The organism is Herbidospora mongoliensis, assembly GCF_001570545.1.
GTDB classification, from domain to species: Bacteria; Actinomycetota; Actinomycetes; order Streptosporangiales; family Streptosporangiaceae; genus Herbidospora; species Herbidospora mongoliensis.
The window spans coordinates 385496-406113 of the sequence record NZ_BBXD01000008.1 but is presented as its reverse complement, the minus strand read 5'-3'; the positions used below and the strand labels follow the sequence as shown (position 1 = coordinate 406113).

Genomic DNA, 20618 nt, shown 5'->3' with positions numbered 1-20618 from the left:
GTCTCGCGGCGCATGACCAATACGACCTATATGACGTCAATCACATAAAGGATCGACGTATCGTGCGCCGTCACTCAGCATCCTCACCACGTTCAAATATCCACTGTGGGAGTCGACGATGCGACGAACTCTGATATTGGCGGCGGCCCTGCTGGCCGCCGTCACGGCATGCGGGGCGCCGTCGTCCGGCGGTGGGACCTCGGCTATCAAGATCATGGCGCCGGCCGCGCCCGGTGGCGGGTGGGACACGACCTCTCGTACCGCCGAACAGGCCTTCAAGTCGGCCGACCCGAACCTCAAGGTCGAGGTCTACAACGTGCCCGGCGCCGGTGGCACGATCGGGCTCACCCAGCTCGTCGGGGAGAAGGGCAACGGCAACCTGCTCATGACGATGGGCCTGGTCATGGTGGGCGCCATCGAGCAGAACAAGTCCCAGGTCACGCTGGCGGAGACGACGCCGATCGCCAAGCTGACCGAGGAGTACGAGATCGTCGTCGTTCCCGCCAACTCGCCCTTCCAGAACCTCCAGGACCTCGCCGCCGCGTGGAAGACCGATCCGGCCAAGGTCGCCGTGGCCGGCGGCTCGGCCGGTGGCACCGACCACATCCTGGCCGGGCTGATGGCCAAGGCCTCCGGGGTCGACCCCAAGCTGGTCAACTACATCGCCCACTCCGGTGGCGGTGAGGCGCTGAACTCGCTGCTCGGCGGCAAGGTCGCCATCGGCATCTCCGGCATCGGCGAGTTCGCCGAGCACGTGAAGTCGGGCAAGCTGCGCGCGCTGGGCGTCTCGTCCCCCGATCGTCTGGACAGCATCGACGCGCCGACGCTGAAGGAAGGCGGGCTCGACGTCGAACTGGCCAACTGGCGCGGTTTCGTCGCTCCGGGCGGGCTCGACGACGCCGCCAAGCAGTCGCTCACCGACCTGGTGACCAAGATGCACGACTCGGCGGCGTGGAAGGACGCGGTGGCCAAGAACGGCTGGATCGACGTGTTCCAGACCGGCCAGCCGTTCGCCGACTACCTGACCAACGAGTCGACCCGGGTGAAGGGCATCATCGCCGAGATGGGGCTCGTGTCCTGATGAAGTGGAAGAACCCGGAACTGCTGCTCGCGGGGGCCGTGCTCGCCCTCGGCGTGTTCGTCATCGTCGGCACCGCCGACGTGACGGCGGCGGCCTCGACGCTCGGGCTGGGACCGCGGTTCTTCCCGATCATCGTCGGCTCCGCCATGATCGCGACCGGCGTGTTCTACGTGATCGACGTGCTGCGCGGCGGCCAGGGCGACCCGGAGGAGAGCGAGGACGTCGACCCGTCCGCGACCTCCGACAAGAAGTCGGTCGTCCTGATCAGCGTGATCTTCCTGGCCTTCGCCGTGTCCGTCGACTTCCTGGGCTGGATCATCGCGGGCGCGCTGCTGTTCTTCGGGGTGTCGTGGGTGCTCGGGGCCGAGAACCGGCTCCGAGCAGGCGTGCTGGCGATCGTGCTGGCCGTGGCGTCCTACCTGGCCTTCGTGAAGGGCCTCGGCGTCACGCTGCCCGGCGGGCCGCTGGAAGGGCTGATCTGACGTGGACTCGGTTCAGCTCCTCCTCGACGGTTTCGCGACCGCGCTCACCCCCATCAATCTCCTGTACGCCCTCATCGGCGTCACCCTCGGCACCCTCGTGGGCGTCCTCCCCGGCATCGGCCCCGCCATGACCGTGGCACTGCTGCTGCCGATCACCTTCAACGTGCCTCCCGCCAGCGCGTTCATCATGTTCGCCGGGATCTACTACGGCGGCATGTACGGCGGTTCGACCACGTCGATCCTGCTGAACACGCCGGGTGAGAGCTCGTCCATGATCACGGCTCTTGAAGGCAACAAGATGGCCCGCCGGGGCCGCGCCGCCCAGGCGCTGGCCACAGCGGCCATCGGTTCTTTCGTCGCCGGTACGATCGCGACCGGCCTCCTGGTCGTCGCCGCGCCTCTCGTGGTCGAGTTCGCGATCTCGTTCGGGCCTGAGGACTACTTCGCGCTCGCGATCCTGGCCTTCACCGCGGTGTCGTCGGTGCTGTCGCGGTCAGTGGTCCGGGGTCTGGCCTCGCTGGGGATCGGCCTGGTCATCGGCCTGATCGGCATCGACCAGCAGACCGGTCAGGCCCGGCTGACCCTGGGCATCCCGCAGCTGCTCGACGGCATCGACGTCGTGGTGGTGGCTGTCGGCCTGTTCGCTCTCGGTGAGGTCCTGTACGTCGCCTCCCGTCTCCGCCACGGCACGCCCGAGGTGATCCCGGTGGGGCGGGCGTTCATGGGGCGGTCAGATTGGGCCCGGTCGTGGAAGCCGTGGCTTCGGGGGACGGGGCTGGGTTTCCCCTTCGGGGCGCTGCCCGGCGGTGGGGCCGAGATTCCGACGTTCCTGTCGTACTCGATCGAGAAGCGCCTGGCCAAGGGGCATGAGTTCGGCGAGGGCGCGATCGAGGGGGTCGCCGGGCCTGAGGCGGCCAACAACGCCTCCGCCGCCGGGACCCTGGTTCCGTTGCTGACCCTGGGCCTGCCGACCTCGGCGACGGCGGCGATCCTGCTCGCGGCCTTCCAGCAGTACGGGCTCCAGCCCGGCCCTCAGCTCTTCGACCACAACCCGGCTCTTGTGTGGGGCATGATCGCGTCTCTGTTCGTGGGGAACGCGATGCTGCTGGTCCTGAACCTGCCGCTGGCCCCGCTGTGGGCGAAGGTGCTGCACATTCCCCGGCCGTATCTGTACGCGGGCATCCTGCTGTTCGCGGCGCTGGGCGTTTATGCGCTGAACGCGTCGTGGGTGGATCTGGTGGTGCTGTACATCCTGGGGTTGATCGGCTTCGCGATGCGGCGCTTCGGGCTTCCCCTGGCTCCTGCGGTGATCGGGTTGATCCTGGGCCCGATGGCCGAGATCCAGCTCCGGCGGGCGCTGGCGATCGGGGCCGGAGATGCGACGGTGCTGGTCACCAGCCCTATCGCGGCTGTCCTGCTGGGGTTGTCAGTATTGATCCTGGCCGCTCCCCTGGTTCGTCGGCTGCTGTCCCGGCGGAAGCAGGAGGCCACCCAAAGCTGAACCTGAGCGAGGTTTTCCACAGGGTGTGCACGACGCGGCGAAAATTGTCGGTCGCACCCGGAAACCTGGCCCCACCCAGGGCGGGAGGCCCTCACACCCGGCGTCCGCAGCCGCTATCCACATGGCGCGGACAGCACGCGGACAAATGTCGGTCGGACCGGAGAACCTGGTCCGGCCCCGGGTGGGTGGGGTCGCATCCGCCGCCGTTCTTCGCAGGTCGTGGACCGTGGGAGATCGGCTCAGAGGAAAAGAACGCGCACAGGTGGCATCCGCCGTCGTTCTTCGCAGGTCGTGGACGGTCGATGCGAAAACGTCAGTCGTACAAGGGAACCTGGCCCTGACCCCCGGGTGGGTGGGCCGTCGACCTCCGGGCGGCCGCTGCTAGCGGTTAGGGCAGTGGGCGTACCGGATGGGATGCGACGGCGTGGCAGGCGCCGAAACCCTCGGCTCTGGCCACGATGCGGCCGTCCGTCACCCGGACGGCCGTCTCCGTCGTGTCCACGCCCTGCGGCCCGTAGACCACCCTCAACGGCGGTGCCGCCTGGAGCGGCTCCAGGCAGTTCAGGGTGTCGCCGATGACGAGTTGGGCCAGCAGCGCCAGTTCGTCACCCGCCGCCACGATCAGGGTCACGTCGTCGGACGTGGCCCTGATCGCTTCCTCCACCGCTGGCAGCCGGTTCGGCGCGAGCGTGACCACGACGCCGTCGGGCAGGTCGCCGGCCGGTTCGTCGGCCGGCGACACCTTCGCCGCGAACGCCAGGTGGGGCGGGGGCCAGGAGTCGTTGAGGTCGAGGGTGGCCAGGTGTTCGCAGGCCCGGATCACGTCGAACAGGTCGGCGTGGGCGCTGAACTGGCCGGCGCCGTTCAGGATCATGAGCGCCTGTTCGGCGATGCGCACCTGCCGGCCCACGCCCGGTTCGAGGCGTTCCAGGGTCAGGCCGAGCAGGATCGCGCTCAGTTTCACGAGCCGGCTGAACGGGCTGCGGGTGTATTCGTCGGCCATGACCTCGGGCAGCAGGTCGCGGCCCAGCCAGGGGTCGGAGCTGATCGGGACGCCGGCCAGCCAGGCGCGCGCGAACCCGTGGAGGGCCTCGGCGCGGGTGGTCGCCGGGGGGCCGGTGACGGCGGGGCGTTCGGCGGCCAGGGCGGCGAAGTAGAGGGCGCGTTTGCCGGGGAAGTTGGAGTAGACCGCCCCCCGGGTGAGCTCGGCCCGCTCGGCGATCGTGTCGATCTTCGCGTCGCGGAAGCCGTACAGCAGGAATTCCTCACGAGCGGCGGCGAGCACCCTCTCGCGGGTGAGCCGCTGATGCTCCGCACGGGACAGCCGAGCCATTTCGCCTCCGCCTTGCCGGATCGACTCGGCCCAGGATAGCGTCACCATCCAGATGTTCTCATCATTTGAATGCTAAAAACATCCGGAGGACTGATGTACGAGATCGACCTGGCCGCCACGATGGGCGACCCGTTCGGTGTGTACGGCCAGGCCAGAGAGTCAGGCCCACTCGGCCGCCTCCGGATACCCGGCATGGCCGACTGGGTGGTGGTCACCGGCTACGACGACAGCCGTGCGGCGCTGAGCGACCCTCGGCTGGAGATCCGGTCGGAGAGTTTCATGCGTCCCGACGTACCGGGCGACTGTCTTCCCTACATGCGGACCATGTCCGAGATGAACGGCGCCGAACACGCCCGCCTGCGCAAAGCCGCCGCGCCCGCCTTCACCCCGCGCCGGGCCGAGGCGCTCCGCGCCCGGATCACCGAGATCGTCGGCGACCTCCTCGACTCCATCGATGGCGAGACCGATCTGATCCCCGCTTTCACCCGCCCACTGCCGATGGACGTCATCTGCGCGCTGGTCGGCGTGCCAGAGGAAGACCGGGACACGTGGCGCGCTTACGGCGCGACCGTGGCCGGCGGTGGTGGAGGCGACTTCGCGGCGGCGGTCCCGGGCATCATCGCCGGGGCGAAGGCGGCGGTGGCACGGCGGCGCACGGAACCGGGCGACGACCTGCTGACCGACCTGGTCGCCTCGGAACTGACCGACGAGGAACTCGTGACCATGGTGTGGCATCTGGTCATGGCCGGTCAGACCCCCACGAACCTGATCGCCAACGCGGTCGTGGCCCTGCTGACGCACCCGTCGCAGCTGGCCCTGCTCCGTGAGCAGCCGGAACTGATGCCTCGCGCGGTCGAGGAGCTGATGCGCTTCTGCGGCCCGACGATGCTGTCGATCCCCCGCTACGCGCGGGAGGACATGGACCTGTGCGGCGCCGAGCTACCCGCCGGAACAGCGGTGACCTGCGCGATCGTCGGCGCCAACCGCGACCCGAGGGTGTTCGACGCCCCGGAGGAACTCGACATCACCCGCGAACGCGCCCCGCACCTCGGCTTCTCCCACGGCCCGCACTTCTGCATCGGCGCGTCGATCGCGCGGGTCACCACCCAGGTCGCCCTGACCGAACTCTTCAACCGTGACCCGAAACTGACCGCCGACCCGGCGACCCTCCGCGCCCCCGACCCGGGCACCTACCGCCTGACCTCGCTACCGGTCTCCCTATAGCCCGGCTCCCTATAGCCCCGGCTGCCCTTGAAGCCGACCGCACCCTCCGAACCCCGACCGAGGCGAGTGCCGAGCGGCCTTTCAGCGTTGTCGAACCCCTCGCCGACCTGAAATCGGACCGGCTGCCGCATTTCGTGTACGAGATGCGACCGACCAGCAGTCCCCTCAGTGCTTGCGCTTCCCCCCGATGACGACGATCTTCTGACTGCCGTTGGCGTCGTTGGAGCTGACGGAGGAGTTCACGCTGTTGACCGAACCGTTGGCGTTGGAGAAGTTCCCGCTGTTCTTGGCGTTCGAGAGGTTGCGATAGTTCCCGCTGTCGTAGCTGTTCCCGGTGTGGGAGACGTCACCGCTCTTGTTGACGCTGATGATGGCGGCCGAATCGCCTCCGGGCCCGACCCCGGCCACCATGATCGGAGCAAGGGCCAACGCCGCGATGATCATCATTTGGCCCGCTCCCCGATCAGAGTCCGCTGCCGGCCGTTGGCGAGATTGCCGCTGTTGGCCGAGTTGTTGCTGCTGTTCGACCCGTTGGCGTTGGAGAAGTTCCCGCTGTTCACCGGGTTTCCCCTGTTGGCGTAGTTGCCGCTGTCGACCGAGTTGCCGCTCGCGATGGCGCCGTTCACGCAGGTCGTCGGCGAGTTGTCGACCGGCGAGTTGTAATTGATCAGCCGGTTCCCGCACAGCAGGCTCGGCACCAGCCCGACCACCGTGCCGAGGTCGGCCCCCAGAAGCCGGGACAGACCCGACGGCTCGGGGTCGGCCCAGGCCGGGGGCGCGCTCAACGCCAGAGCGCATCCGGCAGCGAGGGCCACGAGAGCCCGTACATAGAACCTCACCCCGACACCATAGTGACCAGCCGATCACCATCGGTAACGGCGTGCCGCGCTCTTAAGCGGACCATGGTGCGGCGAAGATCGAGCGCATGTCCACCGCCGACCTCTACGACGAGCACGGCGACGCCCTGCAGTCGTGCAGCCTCCAGTTCCGTCAGTACGGCTCCCGCCGCGCCTTCCACGGTCTCATCACCACCGTCCGCTGCCACGAGGACAACGTGCTGCTCAAGTCGATCCTCGAAGAACCCGGCGACGGCCGGGTCCTGGTCGTGGACGGCGCAGGCTCCCTGGAAGCCGCCCTGATGGGCGACGTGATCGCGGGCACGGCCGCCGCCAACGGCTGGGCGGGTGTCGTGATCAACGGCGCCGTCCGGGACGTGGTGGCGCTGGCCGCCGTCGACCTCGGTATCAAGGCCCTCGGCAGCAACCCCCGTAAGAGCAACAAGCACGGTCTCGGTACGCGGGACGTCGCCGTCGTCATCGGCGGAGCCCTTTTCCATCCGGGTGCGACGATTTACAGCGACGACGACGGCATCCTTGTGACCACCCGAGGAAGATGACCCTGATGAGCAACGACCAGGAACGCGCCGACCTCCTCGAATCCCTCGCGGCCCAGCGCCGCTTCCTCCGCCGCACCGTCGACGGCCTGACCGACGGACAGGCGCGCCTCCGTCCGACGGCGAGCGAACTGTGCCTGGGAGGCATCGTCAAGCACGTCGCCCTGATGGAGGCCGGCTGGGCCAGGTTCGCGTTGGGCGGCGCCGAGGCGATGCAGGCCGTGCAGGTCGACTGGTCGAGCCAGTTCTGCATGGAAGAGGACGAGACCCTCGACGACTTCCTCGCCATCTGGGAAGGTACGGCCGGTGCGACCGACGAACTCGTCCGCACCCTCGACCTGAACAAGATCCACGAGCTGCCCCGCGCGCCGTGGTTCCCGCCGGGGGCCACCCGCTCGGTGCGCCGGGCCTTCACCCACCTGATCGCCGAGATCGCCCAGCACGCGGGCCACGCCGACATCCTCCGCGAGTCGATCGACGGCCAGAAGACGATGGGCTGACCTGGGGTCGGCCCGATGGCCGCCGCCTCGGCGAGTCTGCGGCGTCCGTGGTGGGATGCCACGGAGCATGAGGCGATGACATGGAATCATGACGAGCTCTCCGCCATCGGCGAGGCCGAGGAGCTGGAGATCGCACCGCGGCTCGCCGACGGCACCCTCATCAAGCCCGTCACCATCTGGGTCGTTCGCTACGACGACGGCCTCTACGTCCGCTCCTACAAGGGCGAGAACAGTCACTGGTTCACCGTCACCCAGCTCGGGGGCGAAGGTCGCATCACCGCGGGCGGTGTGACCAAGGACGTCACGTTCGTGCGGGTGGACGACTCCCAGACCAACGACGACATCGACCTCGCGTACCGGATGAAGTATCGCGACCAGGACACCGCCTACGTCGACCCCATGGTCGCCGGGCCGGCCAAGGGGACGACCCTTCGGCTCGTCCCGCGTCAGGTCACGCGGTAGAAGCCGGGCAGGCGGTCCCGGCTCACGTCGATGGAGTCGACGCGGATGACCGTGCCGGTGCGCAGGGCGTTGATGATTTTGCCGTCGCCGATGAAGACCGCGACGTGGCGGGTGTCCGACGTGCTCCTGCCGTAGAAGACCAGGTCCCCGGGCCGCCCGGTCGTCGATTTGGTCAGTTTTCTGAGCTGGCCGTTGGTGTTCTCGCCGCCGAGGACGTCGCGGCCGTAGGCCAGGTGGTAGACCCAGCGGGCGAAGCCCGAGCAGTCGACGCCGAACGTCACGTTGGCGCGGCACGGCTGCGGGCCGGTGTACCAGTTGCAGGTCCCGAATGACGGGCCGGGGGCCGAGCCGTGGCCGCCGCCCCAGGCGTAGGGGACGAAGCCGCCGGGCCAGCCCTGCATGACCTGGCCGTCCTTGATCGCGGTGGCGACCTTCACAATCTCCGAGCCGGGCGTGGGGTCGGGCGGGGTGCAGTCGTCGGCCGAGGTGACGGCGTTGCCCATGAAGCCGTCTGTGCCGAAGGCGAAGACCGCGCCGTCGCCGGCCGCCAGGGTGTAGCCGTCGGCGGTCGCGGCGGTCACGCCGATGATGGGCTCGGCCAGCCGGAGGGGCGCCGCCGAACCGTGGAAGGTGGCCCCGGCCAGGGCGAACACCGCGCCGTCCGCGCCGGCCAGCACCAGGCCGGGGCCGACCGAGGTGGCGGAGACGATGGGAGCCTTCAGGTCCGCGGGGGTGGGGGCGGCCTTCGCGTCCCCGTACCCGCGAATGGAGCCGTCGGCGGCGACGAGCCAGTAGCCCTTGCCCGACACCGTGGCGACGATGTCGACGGACGCGCGTTTGCGGGCCGTGACGGCGCCGTCGGGGGCGACCACGGTGCCGTCGGCGGTGGTCAGCCACAGGCCGGTTTGGGTACGGGTCGCGCCGACGACCGGGGAGGTCAGCTTCGGCGTGGTTTCACGGGAAACCTTGGCGTCGCCGTAGCCCCAGACGGTGCCGTCGGCGGCGGCGAGCCAGTAGCCGTTGCCCGACGCGGTGGCCTCGATGTTGACGACCGGTTTGGCGGGCGAGCCGAAGAGTTTCGCGGTGCCGTAGGCGTGGACCCGCCCGTCGGTGCCGGCCAGCCAGTAGCCCCCGTCGAGCGAGGCGATGTCGGCGATCTCGCCGGGCAGGCACTCCCCGGGCGGGGCGGCGGCATGGGCCGGCACCGTCAGGAACGCCACGAACATCACACAGGCGACCACGATCCTTCGCATGAAGCGGAGCATGCCGGGCCATCACCGGCCTTACGGGTCGCTAGTGACAATTGGCATGAGAAGGAACCCGCTGAGCAATTCGGCTCGTCTGATCTTGGGCCCTACCCGCCTTTCAGTCCGTCTGAAACGACCTCCGCGCGAACCCGATCATGTAACCGTCGATGACGGTCGTCACCGCGGAGCCGCCCGCGCCGAGGGTCACGAACAGCGGGATGAAGTGGTCGGCGGTCGGGTGGGCGTAGGGCATGCCCGGCGCCTTCGCCTGATAATCGGCAAGCAGGTCGACATCCTGCCTGGCCAGCGCGTCGGCGGCCCACGCGTCGAAGTCGGACGACCAGCCGGGCACCTGCCCGTTGATCATCTCGCGGGTCATGAACGGCAGCCCGTGCGTCATGAACCCCGACCCGATGACCAGCACCCCTTCGGCCCGGAGCTCCGCCAACCTGGCGCCGAGGTCGAGCAGCTTGGCGGGATTCTGGGTCGGCAGGCTCATCTGTACGACCGGCACATCCCCCAGCGGATACATCGCCATCAACGGCACCCACGCGCCGTGGTCGAGCCCCCGGCTCGGGTGCCGGAACACCGGTTCGGGCAGCATCGCCTCGACCCGGGAGGCCAGCGCGGTGGCGTCGGGGGTGGGGTAGCGCATGGCGTAGTAGCGGGGGTGGAAGCCGCCGAAGTCGTACACCAACGGGGTGTTCGCCGCCGCCGCGGACAGGGCCACCGGCGCGGTCTCCCAGTGGGCCGACACGATCAGGATGCCGGCCGGCTTGGGCAGGGCGCGGGCCCACGCGTGCAGTTCGCGGATCCACGGGCCGTCGTCGAACAGCGGCGGCGCGCCGTGGCTGAGGTAGAGCGCGGGCAGCGGGCCGTCGGCGGGGGTCCAAGCCCGGTGTGTACGGGCTGCTTCCAGACTCTCGGCGAGGAACTCGTCATAGGCGCCGGCGGGGATGGCCGGGTTGAAGATGGACATGGGGCTCCTTCAGCCGGGGCAGGTGCCGCCGGGGTCCGCGGCGTCGGTGATCCGGCGGCCGATGTCGCGCAGCTGGCGGATCTGCGCTTTGGTGAGAGGCTCGATGACGCATTCGCGGACGGTCGCCACGTGGCCGGGGGCCGTCTCGACGACCTTCTGCCAGCCGTCGTCGGTCAGCACCGCCAGCGTGTAGCGCCCGTCGTCCGGGTCGGTGCACCGCCGCACCCAGCCGCGTTTCTCCAGGCGGCTGACGACGTGGGAGAGCCGCGAGAGCGAGCCGTCGGCGAGCTGGGCCAGCTCGCTCATCCGGATGGTGCGGCCGGCGCTCATCGAGAGGCCTGCGAGCACCTGGTATTCGAAGTGGCTGATCCCGGCGTCGCGCTGGAGCTGGCCGTCGAGGGCCTGGGGGAGCTTGATCAGCATGCTGACCAGGGCGAGCCAGGCCTCCATCTCCTCGTCGGTGAGCCACCGCGGCTGGTCTTCCATGGGATTCACTTTACTTGACGCTTCAAGTAAATGAGGGTTAGGTTGCGCTTGAATCTTCAAGTCACGAAGGAACCCCCATGAACACAGTCCTCTGGGTCGTCTCAGCGATCCTCGCCCTTGCCTTCATCGGCGCCGGCGCGATGAAAATCGGCCGTCCCAAGGAAGAACTCGCCAAGTCGGGCCTCGCCTGGACCGAGGACTTCTCCGCGAACCAGGTCAAGGCGATCGGCGCCGTCGAGGCACTGGGCGGGCTCGGCCTCGTCCTGCCGGGCGTGACCGGGATCGCACCGATCCTCGTCCCCATCGCGGCGACCGGCCTGGCCATCACGATGGTGGGCGCGGTGATCACCCACGTGCGACGCAACGAGATCCCGGGGGCCATCCCGGCGCTCGTGCTGCTGCTGCTGACGGCGTTCGTGGCGTGGGGGCGCTTCGGGCCGTACCCGCTGTAACAACCCACGACATGCCGAAGGCCCGGCCGGGAGCCGGGCCTTCGTCGTCAGGTCCCGGGCGGTCTGACGAGACGCCCCGGACTGACCCCCTTCAGCGGGGACGCGGCGGGATGGCGATCTCCGGCCGGTCGGAGTCCGCCCGCCAGCACGATGAGCGACGTCCCGGCGACCACGATGAGCGCGGCGAGCACGTCGGTCGGATAGTGCACCCCGAGATAGACGCGCGCGAGCATCTGACCCGCCACGACCAGCACCCCCACCACGACCACCCAGCGCCGCCGGACCAGCACCCAGGCCGCCACGGCGACGGCGGCCGTCAGGCACACGTGGCCCGACGGGAAACTCATGGCGCCCAGGTCGCCCAGCATCGAGTGCGCGACCGGCGGGCGGGGCCGATCCACCGTGATCTTGAGCAGCGCCCCGGCCCCCCACCCCGCGAGCACCACCATGAGCGCCTTCACCGCCTCGGATGTCCGCACGACCAGCGCGAACACCGCCAGGCCCAGGGAGATGACGACTCCCGCCTCGGTGCCGAACCCGAGCCTGAGCAGCAGCGCGATCCCGGTCAGAACAGGGTTTCTTCCGTCCTGTACGACCTGGGCCACCGCCCAGTCGGCAGAGGTCCAGCCGGGCATCTCGGCGGCGAATCCCAGCACCGTCACGAGAACCAGCAGGGGAACCCCCACCACAAGCCTCATCATCAGACTTACGCTAAGGACCACCTGGTCAGCGCCCGATGAGGGTTGGGTTAACCGGGAGTTCACCTTCAACAAGGGACGATAGGGACATGACCCCGGAAGGCACCCCGCTGCGTCAGCGCGCCCTGGCCGCGATCCTGGGGGTCACCGCCCTCGCGGTGGTGCTGTTCGCGGTGCCGCTGGCGGTGCTGACGAACGACCGCTACCACGACCGGACGGCCTCGGAACTGGCCCGCAGCGCCTCCCGCCACGCCGCCGCCCTCCGCGACGACCCTACGGCGCTGCCCCAGGCGGACGACGATGACATCCTCATCGGCATCTACACCAAAGAGGGCAAGCTCCAGGCGGGCGCCGGCCCGGCCACCTCCGCAGTCGCCGCCCTCACCCGCGACGGCCTGCCCCACCAGGGCGAGGAGGGCCCCGACTACGCGGCGGCCGCGCCGATCCCGTCCGGGACGGGCGTCGTCCGGGTGGCCACGCCCTACGAGGAGATCACCGAAGAGGTGTACGAGGCCTGGCAGCTCATCGCGATCCTCGCGGTGGTCGCGCTCGGCGTCGGGGCGGCTGTGGCGATCTATCTGTCGCGGCGGCTGGCGATCCCCCTCGAACGGCTCACCGGCGCCGCGCAGGCGCTGGGCGACGGTGATTTCACCGTACGGGCCCCGAAATCGGGGGTCCTGGAGGTCGACCAGGCGGGCGAGGCCCTAGCGGCCACCGCGAGGCGGCTCGGAGAGGTGCTGGCCCGGGAGCGGGCGTTCAGCGGCGAGGTGTCACACCAGCTCAGGACCGGGGTGACCGGTCTGATGCTGGGGCTGGAATCGGCCGTCGACCGGCCGTCACCTGAGAAGATCGCCAGCGCGCTCGCCAGGGCGGAGCGGCTGCAGACCATCATCGAGGACCTGGTGACCCTCTCCCGCGACACCGGCCGCGCCCCGCTCGACCTGCCGGTCCTGCTCGCGGAGATCCGCGCCGACTGGGAGGTGACCATCCGCGTCGACGACGACCTCCCGGAGGTGACGTTCTCGACGGCGGCGGTCCGCCAGATCCTCCTCGTGCTGCTCGACAACGCCCGGCGGCACGGCGCCGGCGAGATCACCCTGACCGTGGCCGACATCGGCGCGGGGATCTCCATCGACGTCTCCGACCAGGGCGAAGGCGTGACCGAGGAGCGCGACGTCTTCGGCCGGATCCCCCGCGACGGGCACGGCATCGGCCTGGGCCTGGCACGCTCACTGGCCGAGGCGGAAGGCGGCCGGCTGATCCTCCGGCGCGAACGCCCTCCGACCTTCAGCCTCCTGCTACCGAGCCGCTGAGCTCAGCCTCTCACCAGAGCGCGGGGCCAACGCGGACAGCCAGGTCAGGCTTCGATCCGATATGCCGAAATTTCGGGCGGCGACAGCCGCCCGACCCGGTCCTCGCCACGGATCGATCAGGCGTCCATCCGGCAGCCTCGCCACGGATCGATCAGGCCTCCATCCGGTAGCCGCGCCCCCGCACCGTCGTGATCCGGGGCGCCTGGCCGCCGGGTTCCTCCAGCTTGCGGCGTAGCGCGAACACGTGCACGTCGAGCGTCTTCGTCGAGCCGAACCAGTTCTCGTCCCACACCCGGTCCATCAGCTCCTCGCGTGTCACGACCTCGCCCGGCTGCCCGGCCAGCACCGCGAGCAGGTCGAACTCCTTGGGCCGGAGCGACAGTTCGACGCCGTCCAGATAGGCGCGCCGGGCCGCCACGTCGAGCCGCAGCCCGCCGACCGACAGCGCGCGTCCGGGGGCGACCACCGCCTGCCGCCGCAGATGCGCCCGCAGCCGGGCCATCAGTTCCGCCAGCCGGAACGGCTTCGTCAGATAGTCGTCGGCCCCGGCGTCGAGGGCGACCACCACGTCGAGTTCCTCGGTCCGTGCGGTCAGCACGACGATCACCGCCTCGGGCGCGAGCAGCCGTACCTTCCGGCACACCACCACCCCGTCGAGGTCGGGCAGCCCGAGATCGAGCAGCACCAGGTCGGGCGTCGACTCCTCCGCCGCCAGGATGGCGGTCCGCCCGTCGACGGCCAGCGTCGGGGCGTAGCCGTTGACCCCCAGGGCCTCGGTCAGCTCGGCCCCGATCACCGGGTCGTCCTCGACGACGAGGACCTTCGTTCCTGCCATCCGCCCATCCTCCCGTACCCAGGTTCCGGACAGCGGGTGACCGTCACGACCCCTACCTGGGAGTGACGCGGACCAGCCGCCCCGGTTCCTACCTTGGGACGCATGAAGTTCGGACTGCTCCTCAGGGCACCGGTCGTCGTGGCCGCCGTGCTGCTGGCCATGACGGGCGACGACCAGTTCGCCCAGGTCACAGCCATCGTGCACGCCGCGATGCTGGTCGCGGCGCTGTGGTGGCCGATCCCGGCCTGGGCGGCGTCGACCGCGCTGCTCGTGGGGGTGCACCTGGTCCACCCGCCGACCTCCACCGACGCGGTGTACGGATGGACCGTCCAGGCCGGGATCGTGTTCCTGCTGGCCCTGCGGCTCGATGACAGGAAGACGGCCCTGTTCAGCGCTATCGGCGCACTGCCGGCGATCTTCGGCGGCCCGGTCGCCGTGGCCGCAGTGGCCGGGTCCGGGGTGGCGGGGTGGCTCGTCCGCAGCCGCCAGGAGGCCCAGGCCGAACTGAACGAGGAGCGCGGACAGCGGGCCATTCTCGAAGAGCGGACCCGGATCGCCCGCGAGCTCCACGACGTGGTCGCCCACCACATGTCGGTGATCTCGATCCAGGCCGACGCGGGGCCCTATCGGGTGAGCGACCCGCCGCCCGAGCTGACCGAGACGTTCGCCACGATCCGCGCGACCGCGCTGGAGGGCCTCAGTGAGCTGCGCCGCCTGCTCGGCGTCCTCCGGGCCGAACCTTCTCACGACCCCCAGCCCACGCTGGCCGACCTCGACCGGCTGGTGGACGACGCCGAGACCTCCGGCGATCTGGGCAGCCTGCCACCCGGGGTGGGTCTGAACGCGTACCGGATCATTCAAGAGGCGCTGACCAACACGATGCGGCACGCACCCGGGGCGACCGTCCACGTGCGGGTCGTCCTCGACGGCGGCGAACTCCGGATCGACGTCACGAACACCGCGCCCGCGGAGGTGCGGAAACCCTCGCCCAGTGCCGGGCACGGCATCCTGGGCATGCGGGAACGCGCCGCCATGCTGGGCGGCACCCTCACCAACGGACCCACCGGCGAGGGCGGCTACGCCGTCAGCGCCGTACTGCCCATCACGGAGACGTCATGACCATCCGCGTGCTCATCGCCGACGACCAGGCCATGGTCCGGGAGGGCTTCTCGATCCTGCTCGGCGTCCAGCCGGGGATCGAGGTCGTCGGCACGGCCGTGAACGGCGCCGACGCCGTGTCGAAGGCCGCCGCGCTGGAACCCGACGTGATCGTGATGGACATCCGGATGCCCGAGATGAACGGCATCGAGGCCACCCGGGAGATCACCCGTACCCTCCCGGCCCGCGTGCTCATCCTCACCACGTTCGACCTGGACGAATACGTCTACGAGGCGCTCCGCGCCGGCGCCAGCGGCTTCCTGCTGAAGGACGCCTCCGGCGGCCAGCTCGCCGAGGCGATCAGAGTGGTCGCCGCCGGTGACGCGCTGCTCGCCCCCGCCGTGACCCGGCGCCTGATCACCCAGTTCGCCCGCCAGGGCGGCCCGTCGCTCCCCGACGTGACCGAGCGGATCAGGGACCTGACCGAACGGGAGACCGAGGTGCTGGTCCTGGTCGCCCAGGGCCTGTCCAACACCGAGATCGCCACCGCCATCCACGTGGCCGAGCAGACCGTGAAGTCTCACGTCGGCCGCATCCTGTCCAAGCTCCACCTGCGCGACCGCACCCAGGCGGCCGTCTTCGCGTACGAGACCGGCCTGGTCACCCCCGGCCGGATGACCTTCTGAGGAACCCCCTGATGACAAGAGTTCTGTTCGCCATGCCCAAAATCCTGATCGCCCTGGTGGCCTCGCTGCTCGCTTTCCTGGCCGGCGCGCTCGTGCTGGGCGCCTACGTCCCGGCGATCCCGAAGGCCGGCATCATCGGCCCGGTCCTGACCGGCCAATATCCTCTGCACGTCGCCCTGATCGGCCTGGCCGGTCTGCTGCTCGGCCTGCTGGCCCGGCGCTTGGGCCTGCGGCGCTGGGGCCGCGTCCTGACAGTGATCACCGCCGTGTCGACGGCCGGAGCGGTCGTCGTGTCCGGCATCCAGGGCAAGGCGGCCTACGCGGCCGGCACCGACGTCCACTGGACGGAGATGTTCACCGAGTTCGCCTACCCCGACGTGCGGCCCGACATCACCGAGACGTTCGGCGGCGACCTCAAGGCCGACGTCTACCTGCCGCGCGGAGTTTCCCGGGCGCCCGCCATCGTGCTGGCCCACGCGGGCGGCTTCCAGACCTTCGACCGGGGCGACCTGCGCGGCACCGGCCGCTGGCTGGCCGACCACGGCGTGGCCGCCATCGCCGTCGACTACCGCCTGTCCGCCCCCGGCGCCCCCACCTGGGACAGGGCGCCACAGGACTTCGTCTGCGCCCTGGCCTGGACCCGCGCCAACGCCACCCGCTTCCACCTCGACCCCGACCGACTGTCGCTCGGCGGCATGTCGGCCGGCGGCGGCCTGGCCCTGAACGCGGCCTACCGCCTGCGGGCAGGTGAGATCGGGTCGAGCTGCGGCGAGACACCGCCGCCTCCGGCGAGCGTGGTCGGCTTCTACCCCGTGACCGACGTGACCGCGATGTGGACCCGCGACGTGACGGGCAGCCGCAACGCCGCCCGTCTCTACACCGGCGGCAGCCCCGACGAGTTCCCGGACCGCTACCGCGAGGTCTCACCGAAGACGTACGTGAAGCCGGGCCTCATGCCGACCCTCCTGGTCGTGGGCGACCGCGACCGCAGCGCCCGCCCTCAGGACGTCACCGCCTTCGCCCACCTGCTCAGCGAGAACGGCGTCCCGGTGACCACGAAGATCCTCCCGTTCGCCGAGCACTCCCCCGACGACGCCTACGGCAGTCTCCCTGCCCAGCACAGCCGTCAGATCCTGCTCGACTTCCTTTCATAGCGGTATTTGATTGGTTACCATCCAAACTAAGGCCAAGGGCCCCGCCGGACGCTCCCCGGCGGGGCCCACCTGTTTCAGCAGGTCGAGTGGAACAGGCCGCCGACGGCGGCCGCGGTCGCGGCCAGCTCGTTGTAGCGCTCGACAGCGGCCTTCGTCTCCGCGTGAACGACCTCGACCCCCTGGCTTCGGAGCAGTTCGAGCGTCTCCGGCATGGTCTGCAGAACCAGATCCATCCCCCGCGACAGCACGATCACCGTGCATCCGTGGTCGAGCAGTTCCCGCACATCAGCGGGTTGGATGCCCGGCTCGTGGCGGGTGCCGGTCTCAGCCCAGTCCCAGGGCCGCCCGCCGCCGGGCCAGAGCTTGAAATCCTTGCCCTCGCCCAGCCCTTCGACGGTCATCCGGCCCCAGGACAGGTGGGTGATCAGCGGCATACGTCGAACTTATTCGCTCGGCAGCAGGTACCGCCACGACAGCACGAACACGCCCGACGCGGTCTTGAAGATGGGCAGTCCGGCGTCCGGCACCGGCGGGGCGACCTTGATCAGGGCCGGGACCTCGGCGCCGGTCAGGTCCTTCTGCCACACGGGGTCGATCTGGCCCGACGGCTCCGGCACGCCCGCCGGCCACGGCGTCCTCTTGCCCTCGGCGGTCGGCACCGACTCGGCGGCCAGCCGCACCCGGTCGGACGTGTACTTCTCGTTCTTCTCGGTCGCCTTCGTCGCCAGGTCGTCGAGCAGCTTCTTGGCGTCGACGAGCTCCTTCGGGTAGAAGTCGGCCACCTGGTCGAGTGCTTCGGCCTTGACCTCGATCAGCTTGCCGTCATCACCGGCCACGGCCAGCACGGTCGCCGGAATATCGGTCACCATCGGCGCCCCCGGCTTCGGCGAGGCGGTGGGCGGCTGGCCGGTCAAGTATTTCTTCAGGGCGTCGACGGTCTGGGCGACCTCGGCCTCGGAAAGGCTCATCTTGTACGCCGCATCGGCGATCACCAGGCCGTCGCTGTAGACGACGACCCGAGGGGCGCGCAGCACGTTCGTGCTCGCGGTGACGAACCCGCCTTCGGCCCGGAGGATCGCGACCGGTGTCGCCGCGGCGGGCTTCTCCGGCTCAGCCGCGGTCGCGGTGGGTTCGCCGCCGCCACAGGCCGTGACCAGCGACAACAGGGCCACCAGCAGGGTGGTTCTCAGTCTCATACCCCGGAGACGTAAGGCCGGGCGAGGTGGTTCAGGGAGGCGATCCATGTCACAGGATCAGGGACGATATCGCACAAGGACCGGACATCAGCCGCAGCGCGGAATTCTGGACCACGCTCCAAGCCGCCGGTCGCGCTCTGATTCGGAGCCGAGACGGTCATCGCGGAGATAGTCGGCCTTCGCTGAAATTTACAGCGGGCCGCCCAGGTCAGCGGGGTGGTGCCGGGACTGTCGTGTACACCTTCACCAGCCCCTGCCAACCATGTGAGCGCTCCCCATCGCCCATGGAGGCTCGACGATGAAGAAACTACGCCTGTGGACCCTGTCCGCGGTGGCCGCGCTGCTCGCGGCGCTCGGGGTGGCCGTCACCCCGCCCGCGCTGGCGGCGGTCGCCTGTTCCGTGACGTACGCCAAGACCTGGGACAACGGCGGCGGCTTCGGCGCGAACGTCACCATCAGGAACCTGGGGGACCCGGTCAGCCCGTGGACCTTACGGTTCACGTGGCCGGGAAACCAGCAGGTCGGCCAGGGCTGGAACGGCACGTGGACCCAGTCGGGCCAGAACGTGACCGTGACGGCGCCCTCCTATGCCCAGTCGCTCGGGTCGGGCGCCAGTCTGACGGTCGGTTTCAACGGGACGTACAGCGGGACGAACGCGGCGCCCAGTTCGTACACGCTCAATGGCGTGACCTGCGGCGGCGCGTCACCGACCCCGACACCTTCACCTTCACCCAGCCCTTCGCCTTCCCCTTCGCCTTCGCCGTCCCCCTCACCGGGTAATGCGATGGCCGTCGTCGCGGCCATGCAGCCCGGCTGGAACCTGGGGAACTCGCTCGACGCGACCGGCCAGGGTGAGACCTCCTGGGGCAACCCGACGATCACCCCGCAGCTCCTGGACAACATCCGGGCCCAGGGCTTCAACAGCATCCGCATCCCGGTCACGTGGGGTCAGTACCTGGGTGGCGCGCCCAATTACACGATCAACACCGCGCACCTGAACCGGGTGAAGGAGGTCGTCGACTGGGCCCTCGCCGACGGCTTCTACGTCATGATCAACATTCACCACGACTCGTGGCAGTGGATCAACACCATGCCCACCGACCGCGTGAACGTGCTGGCCAAATACAACGCCGTCTGGACGCAGCTCGCCACGGCCTTCCGCGGCCACTCGCCGAAACTGCTGTTCGAGAGCGTCAACGAGCCCCAGTTCACCGGCAGCTCCGGCGACGCCCAGAACGCCACCCTGCTGAACGAGCTCAACACCTCGTTCCGGACGATCGTCCGCAACTCCGGCGGCAACAACGCCACCCGGCTGCTGGTCCTGCCTACCCTGCACACCTCCGCCGACCAGCCCAGGATCGACGAACTGAACAGCACGTTCACCGCCCTGAACGACCGCAACCTGATCGCGACCGTCCACTTCTACGGCTACTGGCCCTTCAGCGTGAACGTCGCGGGCGGCACCCGCTTCGATGCGACGACGCAGGCTGACCTGGTGGGCGTCTTCGACCGGGCGTACAACGGCTTCATCAGCCGGGGCATCCCCGTGATCATCGGCGAGTACGGCCTGCTCGGCTTCGACCGCCACACCGGCACCATCCAGCAGGGCGAGAAACTCAAGTTCTTCGAGTACCTCGGCTACTACGCCCGCCAGCGCGGCATCACGACCATGCTGTGGGACAACGGCCAGCACTTCGGCCGCACCTCGTTCACGTGGTCCGACCCCGAACTGTCCGCCCAGATCAAGTCGAGCTGGACGACCCGCTCGGGCACGGCCTCCGCCGACCAGATCTACGTGTCCCGCACCGGCACGATCACCGCGAAGTCGCTGACCCTGAACCTGAACGGGACGACCTTCCAGGGCATCACCGGCCTGACCCAGGGCACCGACTACACGGTCTCCGGTACGACGCTCACCCTCACGGCCTCCGCGCTGACCAGGTTGGTGGGGTCGCGCGCATATGGCGTGAACACGAGCGTGCCGGCCCGCTTCTCCTCGGGCGTGCCGTGGCGGATCAGCATCATCACCTACGACACACCTCAGGTGTCGGCCGCCACCGGCACGACCAGCGCCTTCACGATCCCGACGACGTTCCGGGGTGACCAGCTGGCGACGATGGAGGCCAAGTACGCCGACGGCACCTCGGCGGGCCCGCACAACTGGACGTCCTTCAAGGAGTTCGACGTCGCCTTCGCCCCCGACTACACGGCCAACACGATCGCCCTCACCCCGGCGTTCTTCGCCGAGGTCAACAACGCCCAGCGGGTGACCCTGACCCTCCACTTCTGGAGCGGCGCCCAGGTGACCTACTACGTGACCAAGTCAGGCACCACGGTGACCGGAACGACAAGCTGAGACGAGTCCGCGATTGACGTCTCCGCAGGTGGGAAGCCTCGCGGACACGGCAGGAATGCCATCGCGGAAGTCTCCTTTGGGGGAAGCCTGCACTGTATTACTTTCCCCAAAGGAGGCGTCAAACGATGGACCTCGTTCTCCG

Annotated in this window: 23 protein-coding genes; 13 read left to right on the top strand and 10 right to left on the bottom strand. The window is 69.5% G+C overall.

The features are described from left to right. Positions 1-118 precede the first annotated feature (118 nt). Genes AW272_RS02125 through AW272_RS02115 form a run of 3 tightly spaced genes read left to right on the top strand, consistent with a single transcriptional unit; the run spans position 119 to position 3064 of the window. On the top strand, positions 119-1081 hold the full coding sequence (locus AW272_RS02125; RefSeq protein ID WP_066360514.1) for a Bug family tripartite tricarboxylate transporter substrate binding protein: 963 nt from the start codon (positions 119-121) through the stop codon (positions 1079-1081). Then, entirely contained in the window at positions 1081-1563 is a 483-nt protein-coding gene (locus AW272_RS02120) for a tripartite tricarboxylate transporter TctB family protein (RefSeq protein ID WP_066360513.1), read from the top strand. The genes AW272_RS02125 and AW272_RS02120 overlap by 1 nt, the downstream gene beginning before the upstream one ends. Before the next feature lies 1 nt (position 1564). After that, on the top strand, positions 1565-3064 hold the full coding sequence (locus AW272_RS02115) for a tripartite tricarboxylate transporter permease (RefSeq protein ID WP_066360511.1): 1500 nt from the start codon (positions 1565-1567) through the stop codon (positions 3062-3064). Between the two features lie 388 nt (positions 3065-3452). Here AW272_RS02115 and AW272_RS02110 read toward each other — a convergent pair whose 3' ends face one another. Further along, positions 3453-4397, bottom strand: coding sequence for a TetR/AcrR family transcriptional regulator (locus AW272_RS02110; RefSeq protein ID WP_066360509.1), 945 nt, complete (start codon positions 4395-4397; stop codon positions 3453-3455). Between the two features lie 93 nt (positions 4398-4490). Here AW272_RS02110 and AW272_RS02105 point away from each other — a divergent pair, with 93 nt between their 5' ends. Beyond that, on the top strand, positions 4491-5621 hold the full coding sequence (locus AW272_RS02105; RefSeq protein ID WP_066360507.1) for a cytochrome P450 family protein: 1131 nt from the start codon (positions 4491-4493) through the stop codon (positions 5619-5621). Positions 5622-5786: 165 nt separating this feature from the next. On the opposite strand, the gene AW272_RS02100 is transcribed toward AW272_RS02105, so the two are convergent. Both AW272_RS02100 and AW272_RS02095 read right to left on the bottom strand, forming a co-directional pair. After that, on the bottom strand, positions 5787-6068 hold the full coding sequence (locus tag AW272_RS02100) for a hypothetical protein (protein ID WP_066360503.1): 282 nt from the start codon (positions 6066-6068) through the stop codon (positions 5787-5789). Further along, positions 6065-6460, bottom strand: coding sequence for a hypothetical protein (locus AW272_RS02095; RefSeq protein WP_174551782.1), 396 nt, complete (start codon positions 6458-6460; stop codon positions 6065-6067). Before AW272_RS02095 ends, AW272_RS02100 begins: the two co-directional genes overlap by 4 nt. Before the next feature lie 86 nt (positions 6461-6546). Here AW272_RS02095 and rraA point away from each other — a divergent pair, with 86 nt between their 5' ends. The 3 genes from rraA to AW272_RS02080 all read left to right on the top strand — a co-directional run bounded on the left by rraA (position 6547) and on the right by AW272_RS02080 (position 7976). After that, positions 6547-7017 (top strand): ribonuclease E activity regulator RraA, encoded by a 471-nt coding sequence (rraA, locus tag AW272_RS02090; RefSeq protein WP_066360501.1) that lies wholly within the window; start codon positions 6547-6549, stop codon positions 7015-7017. 5 nt (positions 7018-7022) lie between these two features. Then, entirely contained in the window at positions 7023-7514 is a 492-nt protein-coding gene (locus tag AW272_RS02085) for a DinB family protein (protein WP_066360497.1), read from the top strand. A gap of 75 nt (positions 7515-7589) precedes the next feature. Next, positions 7590-7976, top strand: coding sequence for a DUF2255 family protein (locus tag AW272_RS02080; protein WP_066361189.1), 387 nt, complete (start codon positions 7590-7592; stop codon positions 7974-7976). Here AW272_RS02080 and AW272_RS02075 read toward each other — a convergent pair. From AW272_RS02075 to AW272_RS02065, 3 genes are all read right to left on the bottom strand, one after another. Further along, on the bottom strand, positions 7961-9229 hold the full coding sequence (locus AW272_RS02075) for a C40 family peptidase (RefSeq protein WP_157518173.1): 1269 nt from the start codon (positions 9227-9229) through the stop codon (positions 7961-7963). The two genes, AW272_RS02080 and AW272_RS02075, sit on opposite strands and share 16 nt — an antisense overlap. Positions 9230-9341: 112 nt before the next feature. Continuing rightward, positions 9342-10202: a dioxygenase family protein gene (locus AW272_RS02070; RefSeq protein WP_066360489.1), complete on the bottom strand. Its 861-nt coding sequence runs from the start codon at positions 10200-10202 to the stop codon at positions 9342-9344. A 9-nt stretch (positions 10203-10211) separates the two neighbouring features. Further along, on the bottom strand, positions 10212-10688 hold the full coding sequence (locus AW272_RS02065) for a MarR family winged helix-turn-helix transcriptional regulator (RefSeq protein WP_066360487.1): 477 nt from the start codon (positions 10686-10688) through the stop codon (positions 10212-10214). A 77-nt stretch (positions 10689-10765) separates the two neighbouring features. Between AW272_RS02065 and AW272_RS02060 the strand changes: the two genes are divergently transcribed. Further along, the gene (locus tag AW272_RS02060) at positions 10766-11140 is read left to right on the top strand and encodes a DoxX family protein (protein ID WP_066360485.1); all 375 of its coding nucleotides are present in this window, start codon (positions 10766-10768) and stop codon (positions 11138-11140) included. A gap of 47 nt (positions 11141-11187) precedes the next feature. Here AW272_RS02060 and AW272_RS02055 read toward each other — a convergent pair whose 3' ends face one another. Beyond that, positions 11188-11841, bottom strand: a complete 654-nt coding sequence (locus tag AW272_RS02055) for a phosphatase PAP2 family protein (RefSeq protein ID WP_083957829.1) — start codon at positions 11839-11841, stop codon at positions 11188-11190. Between the two features lie 86 nt (positions 11842-11927). Between AW272_RS02055 and AW272_RS02050 the strand changes: the two genes are divergently transcribed. Continuing rightward, a complete protein-coding gene (locus tag AW272_RS02050; protein WP_083957826.1) occupies positions 11928-13151 on the top strand; it encodes a HAMP domain-containing sensor histidine kinase in 1224 nt (407 codons plus the stop codon). Between the two features lie 151 nt (positions 13152-13302). Here AW272_RS02050 and AW272_RS02045 read toward each other — a convergent pair whose 3' ends face one another. Then, positions 13303-13986 carry a response regulator transcription factor gene (locus tag AW272_RS02045; protein WP_066360482.1) on the bottom strand — a complete coding sequence of 228 codons (684 nt, stop codon included), beginning with the start codon at positions 13984-13986 and terminating at the stop codon, positions 13303-13305. Between the two features lie 102 nt (positions 13987-14088). Between AW272_RS02045 and AW272_RS02040 the strand changes: the two genes are divergently transcribed. Genes AW272_RS02040 through AW272_RS02030 form a run of 3 tightly spaced genes read left to right on the top strand, consistent with a single transcriptional unit; the run spans position 14089 to position 16924 of the window. Next, positions 14089-15105: a sensor histidine kinase gene (locus AW272_RS02040; RefSeq protein ID WP_066360478.1), complete on the top strand. Its 1017-nt coding sequence runs from the start codon at positions 14089-14091 to the stop codon at positions 15103-15105. Beyond that, positions 15102-15770 carry a response regulator gene (locus tag AW272_RS02035; RefSeq protein WP_066360476.1) on the top strand — a complete coding sequence of 223 codons (669 nt, stop codon included), beginning with the start codon at positions 15102-15104 and terminating at the stop codon, positions 15768-15770. The genes AW272_RS02040 and AW272_RS02035 overlap by 4 nt, the downstream gene beginning before the upstream one ends. Positions 15771-15781: 11 nt before the next feature. Further along, positions 15782-16924 carry an alpha/beta hydrolase gene (locus AW272_RS02030; protein WP_083957824.1) on the top strand — a complete coding sequence of 381 codons (1143 nt, stop codon included), beginning with the start codon at positions 15782-15784 and terminating at the stop codon, positions 16922-16924. 74 nt (positions 16925-16998) lie between these two features. Here AW272_RS02030 and AW272_RS02025 read toward each other — a convergent pair whose 3' ends face one another. Further along, on the bottom strand, positions 16999-17358 hold the full coding sequence (locus tag AW272_RS02025; RefSeq protein WP_066360472.1) for an Mth938-like domain-containing protein: 360 nt from the start codon (positions 17356-17358) through the stop codon (positions 16999-17001). Positions 17359-17367: 9 nt separating this feature from the next. Beyond that, positions 17368-18120 (bottom strand): hypothetical protein, encoded by a 753-nt coding sequence (locus AW272_RS02020; protein WP_066360471.1) that lies wholly within the window; start codon positions 18118-18120, stop codon positions 17368-17370. A 298-nt stretch (positions 18121-18418) separates the two neighbouring features. Between AW272_RS02020 and AW272_RS02015 the strand changes: the two genes are divergently transcribed. Beyond that, positions 18419-20476 (top strand): cellulase family glycosylhydrolase, encoded by a 2058-nt coding sequence (locus tag AW272_RS02015; protein ID WP_066360469.1) that lies wholly within the window; start codon positions 18419-18421, stop codon positions 20474-20476. Positions 20477-20618 lie beyond the last annotated feature (142 nt).

Excerpts from the sequence above, each read along its gene's own strand:
- AW272_RS02040 (WP_066360478.1), top strand. The coding sequence starts at position 14,089 with ATGAAGTTCGGACTGCTCCTCAGGGCACCGGTCGTCGTGGCCGCCGTG.
- AW272_RS02020 (WP_066360471.1), bottom strand. The coding sequence starts at position 18,120 with ATGAGACTGAGAACCACCCTGCTGGTGGCCCTGTTGTCGCTGGTCACG.
- AW272_RS02060 (WP_066360485.1), top strand. The coding sequence starts at position 10,766 with ATGAACACAGTCCTCTGGGTCGTCTCAGCGATCCTCGCCCTTGCCTTC.
- AW272_RS02025 (WP_066360472.1), bottom strand. The coding sequence starts at position 17,358 with ATGCCGCTGATCACCCACCTGTCCTGGGGCCGGATGACCGTCGAAGGG.
- AW272_RS02105 (WP_066360507.1), top strand. The coding sequence starts at position 4,491 with ATGTACGAGATCGACCTGGCCGCCACGATGGGCGACCCGTTCGGTGTG.
- AW272_RS02015 (WP_066360469.1), top strand. The coding sequence starts at position 18,419 with ATGAAGAAACTACGCCTGTGGACCCTGTCCGCGGTGGCCGCGCTGCTC.
- AW272_RS02080 (WP_066361189.1), top strand. The coding sequence starts at position 7,590 with ATGACATGGAATCATGACGAGCTCTCCGCCATCGGCGAGGCCGAGGAG.
- AW272_RS02110 (WP_066360509.1), bottom strand. The coding sequence starts at position 4,397 with ATGGCTCGGCTGTCCCGTGCGGAGCATCAGCGGCTCACCCGCGAGAGG.
- AW272_RS02085 (WP_066360497.1), top strand. The coding sequence starts at position 7,023 with ATGAGCAACGACCAGGAACGCGCCGACCTCCTCGAATCCCTCGCGGCC.
- AW272_RS02035 (WP_066360476.1), top strand. The coding sequence starts at position 15,102 with ATGACCATCCGCGTGCTCATCGCCGACGACCAGGCCATGGTCCGGGAG.
- AW272_RS02075 (WP_157518173.1), bottom strand. The coding sequence starts at position 9,229 with ATGCGAAGGATCGTGGTCGCCTGTGTGATGTTCGTGGCGTTCCTGACG.
- AW272_RS02120 (WP_066360513.1), top strand. The coding sequence starts at position 1,081 with ATGAAGTGGAAGAACCCGGAACTGCTGCTCGCGGGGGCCGTGCTCGCC.
- rraA (WP_066360501.1), top strand. The coding sequence starts at position 6,547 with ATGTCCACCGCCGACCTCTACGACGAGCACGGCGACGCCCTGCAGTCG.
- AW272_RS02050 (WP_083957826.1), top strand. The coding sequence starts at position 11,928 with ATGACCCCGGAAGGCACCCCGCTGCGTCAGCGCGCCCTGGCCGCGATC.
- AW272_RS02045 (WP_066360482.1), bottom strand. The coding sequence starts at position 13,986 with ATGGCAGGAACGAAGGTCCTCGTCGTCGAGGACGACCCGGTGATCGGG.
- AW272_RS02030 (WP_083957824.1), top strand. The coding sequence starts at position 15,782 with ATGACAAGAGTTCTGTTCGCCATGCCCAAAATCCTGATCGCCCTGGTG.
- AW272_RS02070 (WP_066360489.1), bottom strand. The coding sequence starts at position 10,202 with ATGTCCATCTTCAACCCGGCCATCCCCGCCGGCGCCTATGACGAGTTC.
- AW272_RS02065 (WP_066360487.1), bottom strand. The coding sequence starts at position 10,688 with ATGGAAGACCAGCCGCGGTGGCTCACCGACGAGGAGATGGAGGCCTGG.
- AW272_RS02125 (WP_066360514.1), top strand. The coding sequence starts at position 119 with ATGCGACGAACTCTGATATTGGCGGCGGCCCTGCTGGCCGCCGTCACG.
- AW272_RS02100 (WP_066360503.1), bottom strand. The coding sequence starts at position 6,068 with ATGATGATCATCGCGGCGTTGGCCCTTGCTCCGATCATGGTGGCCGGG.
- AW272_RS02055 (WP_083957829.1), bottom strand. The coding sequence starts at position 11,841 with ATGATGAGGCTTGTGGTGGGGGTTCCCCTGCTGGTTCTCGTGACGGTG.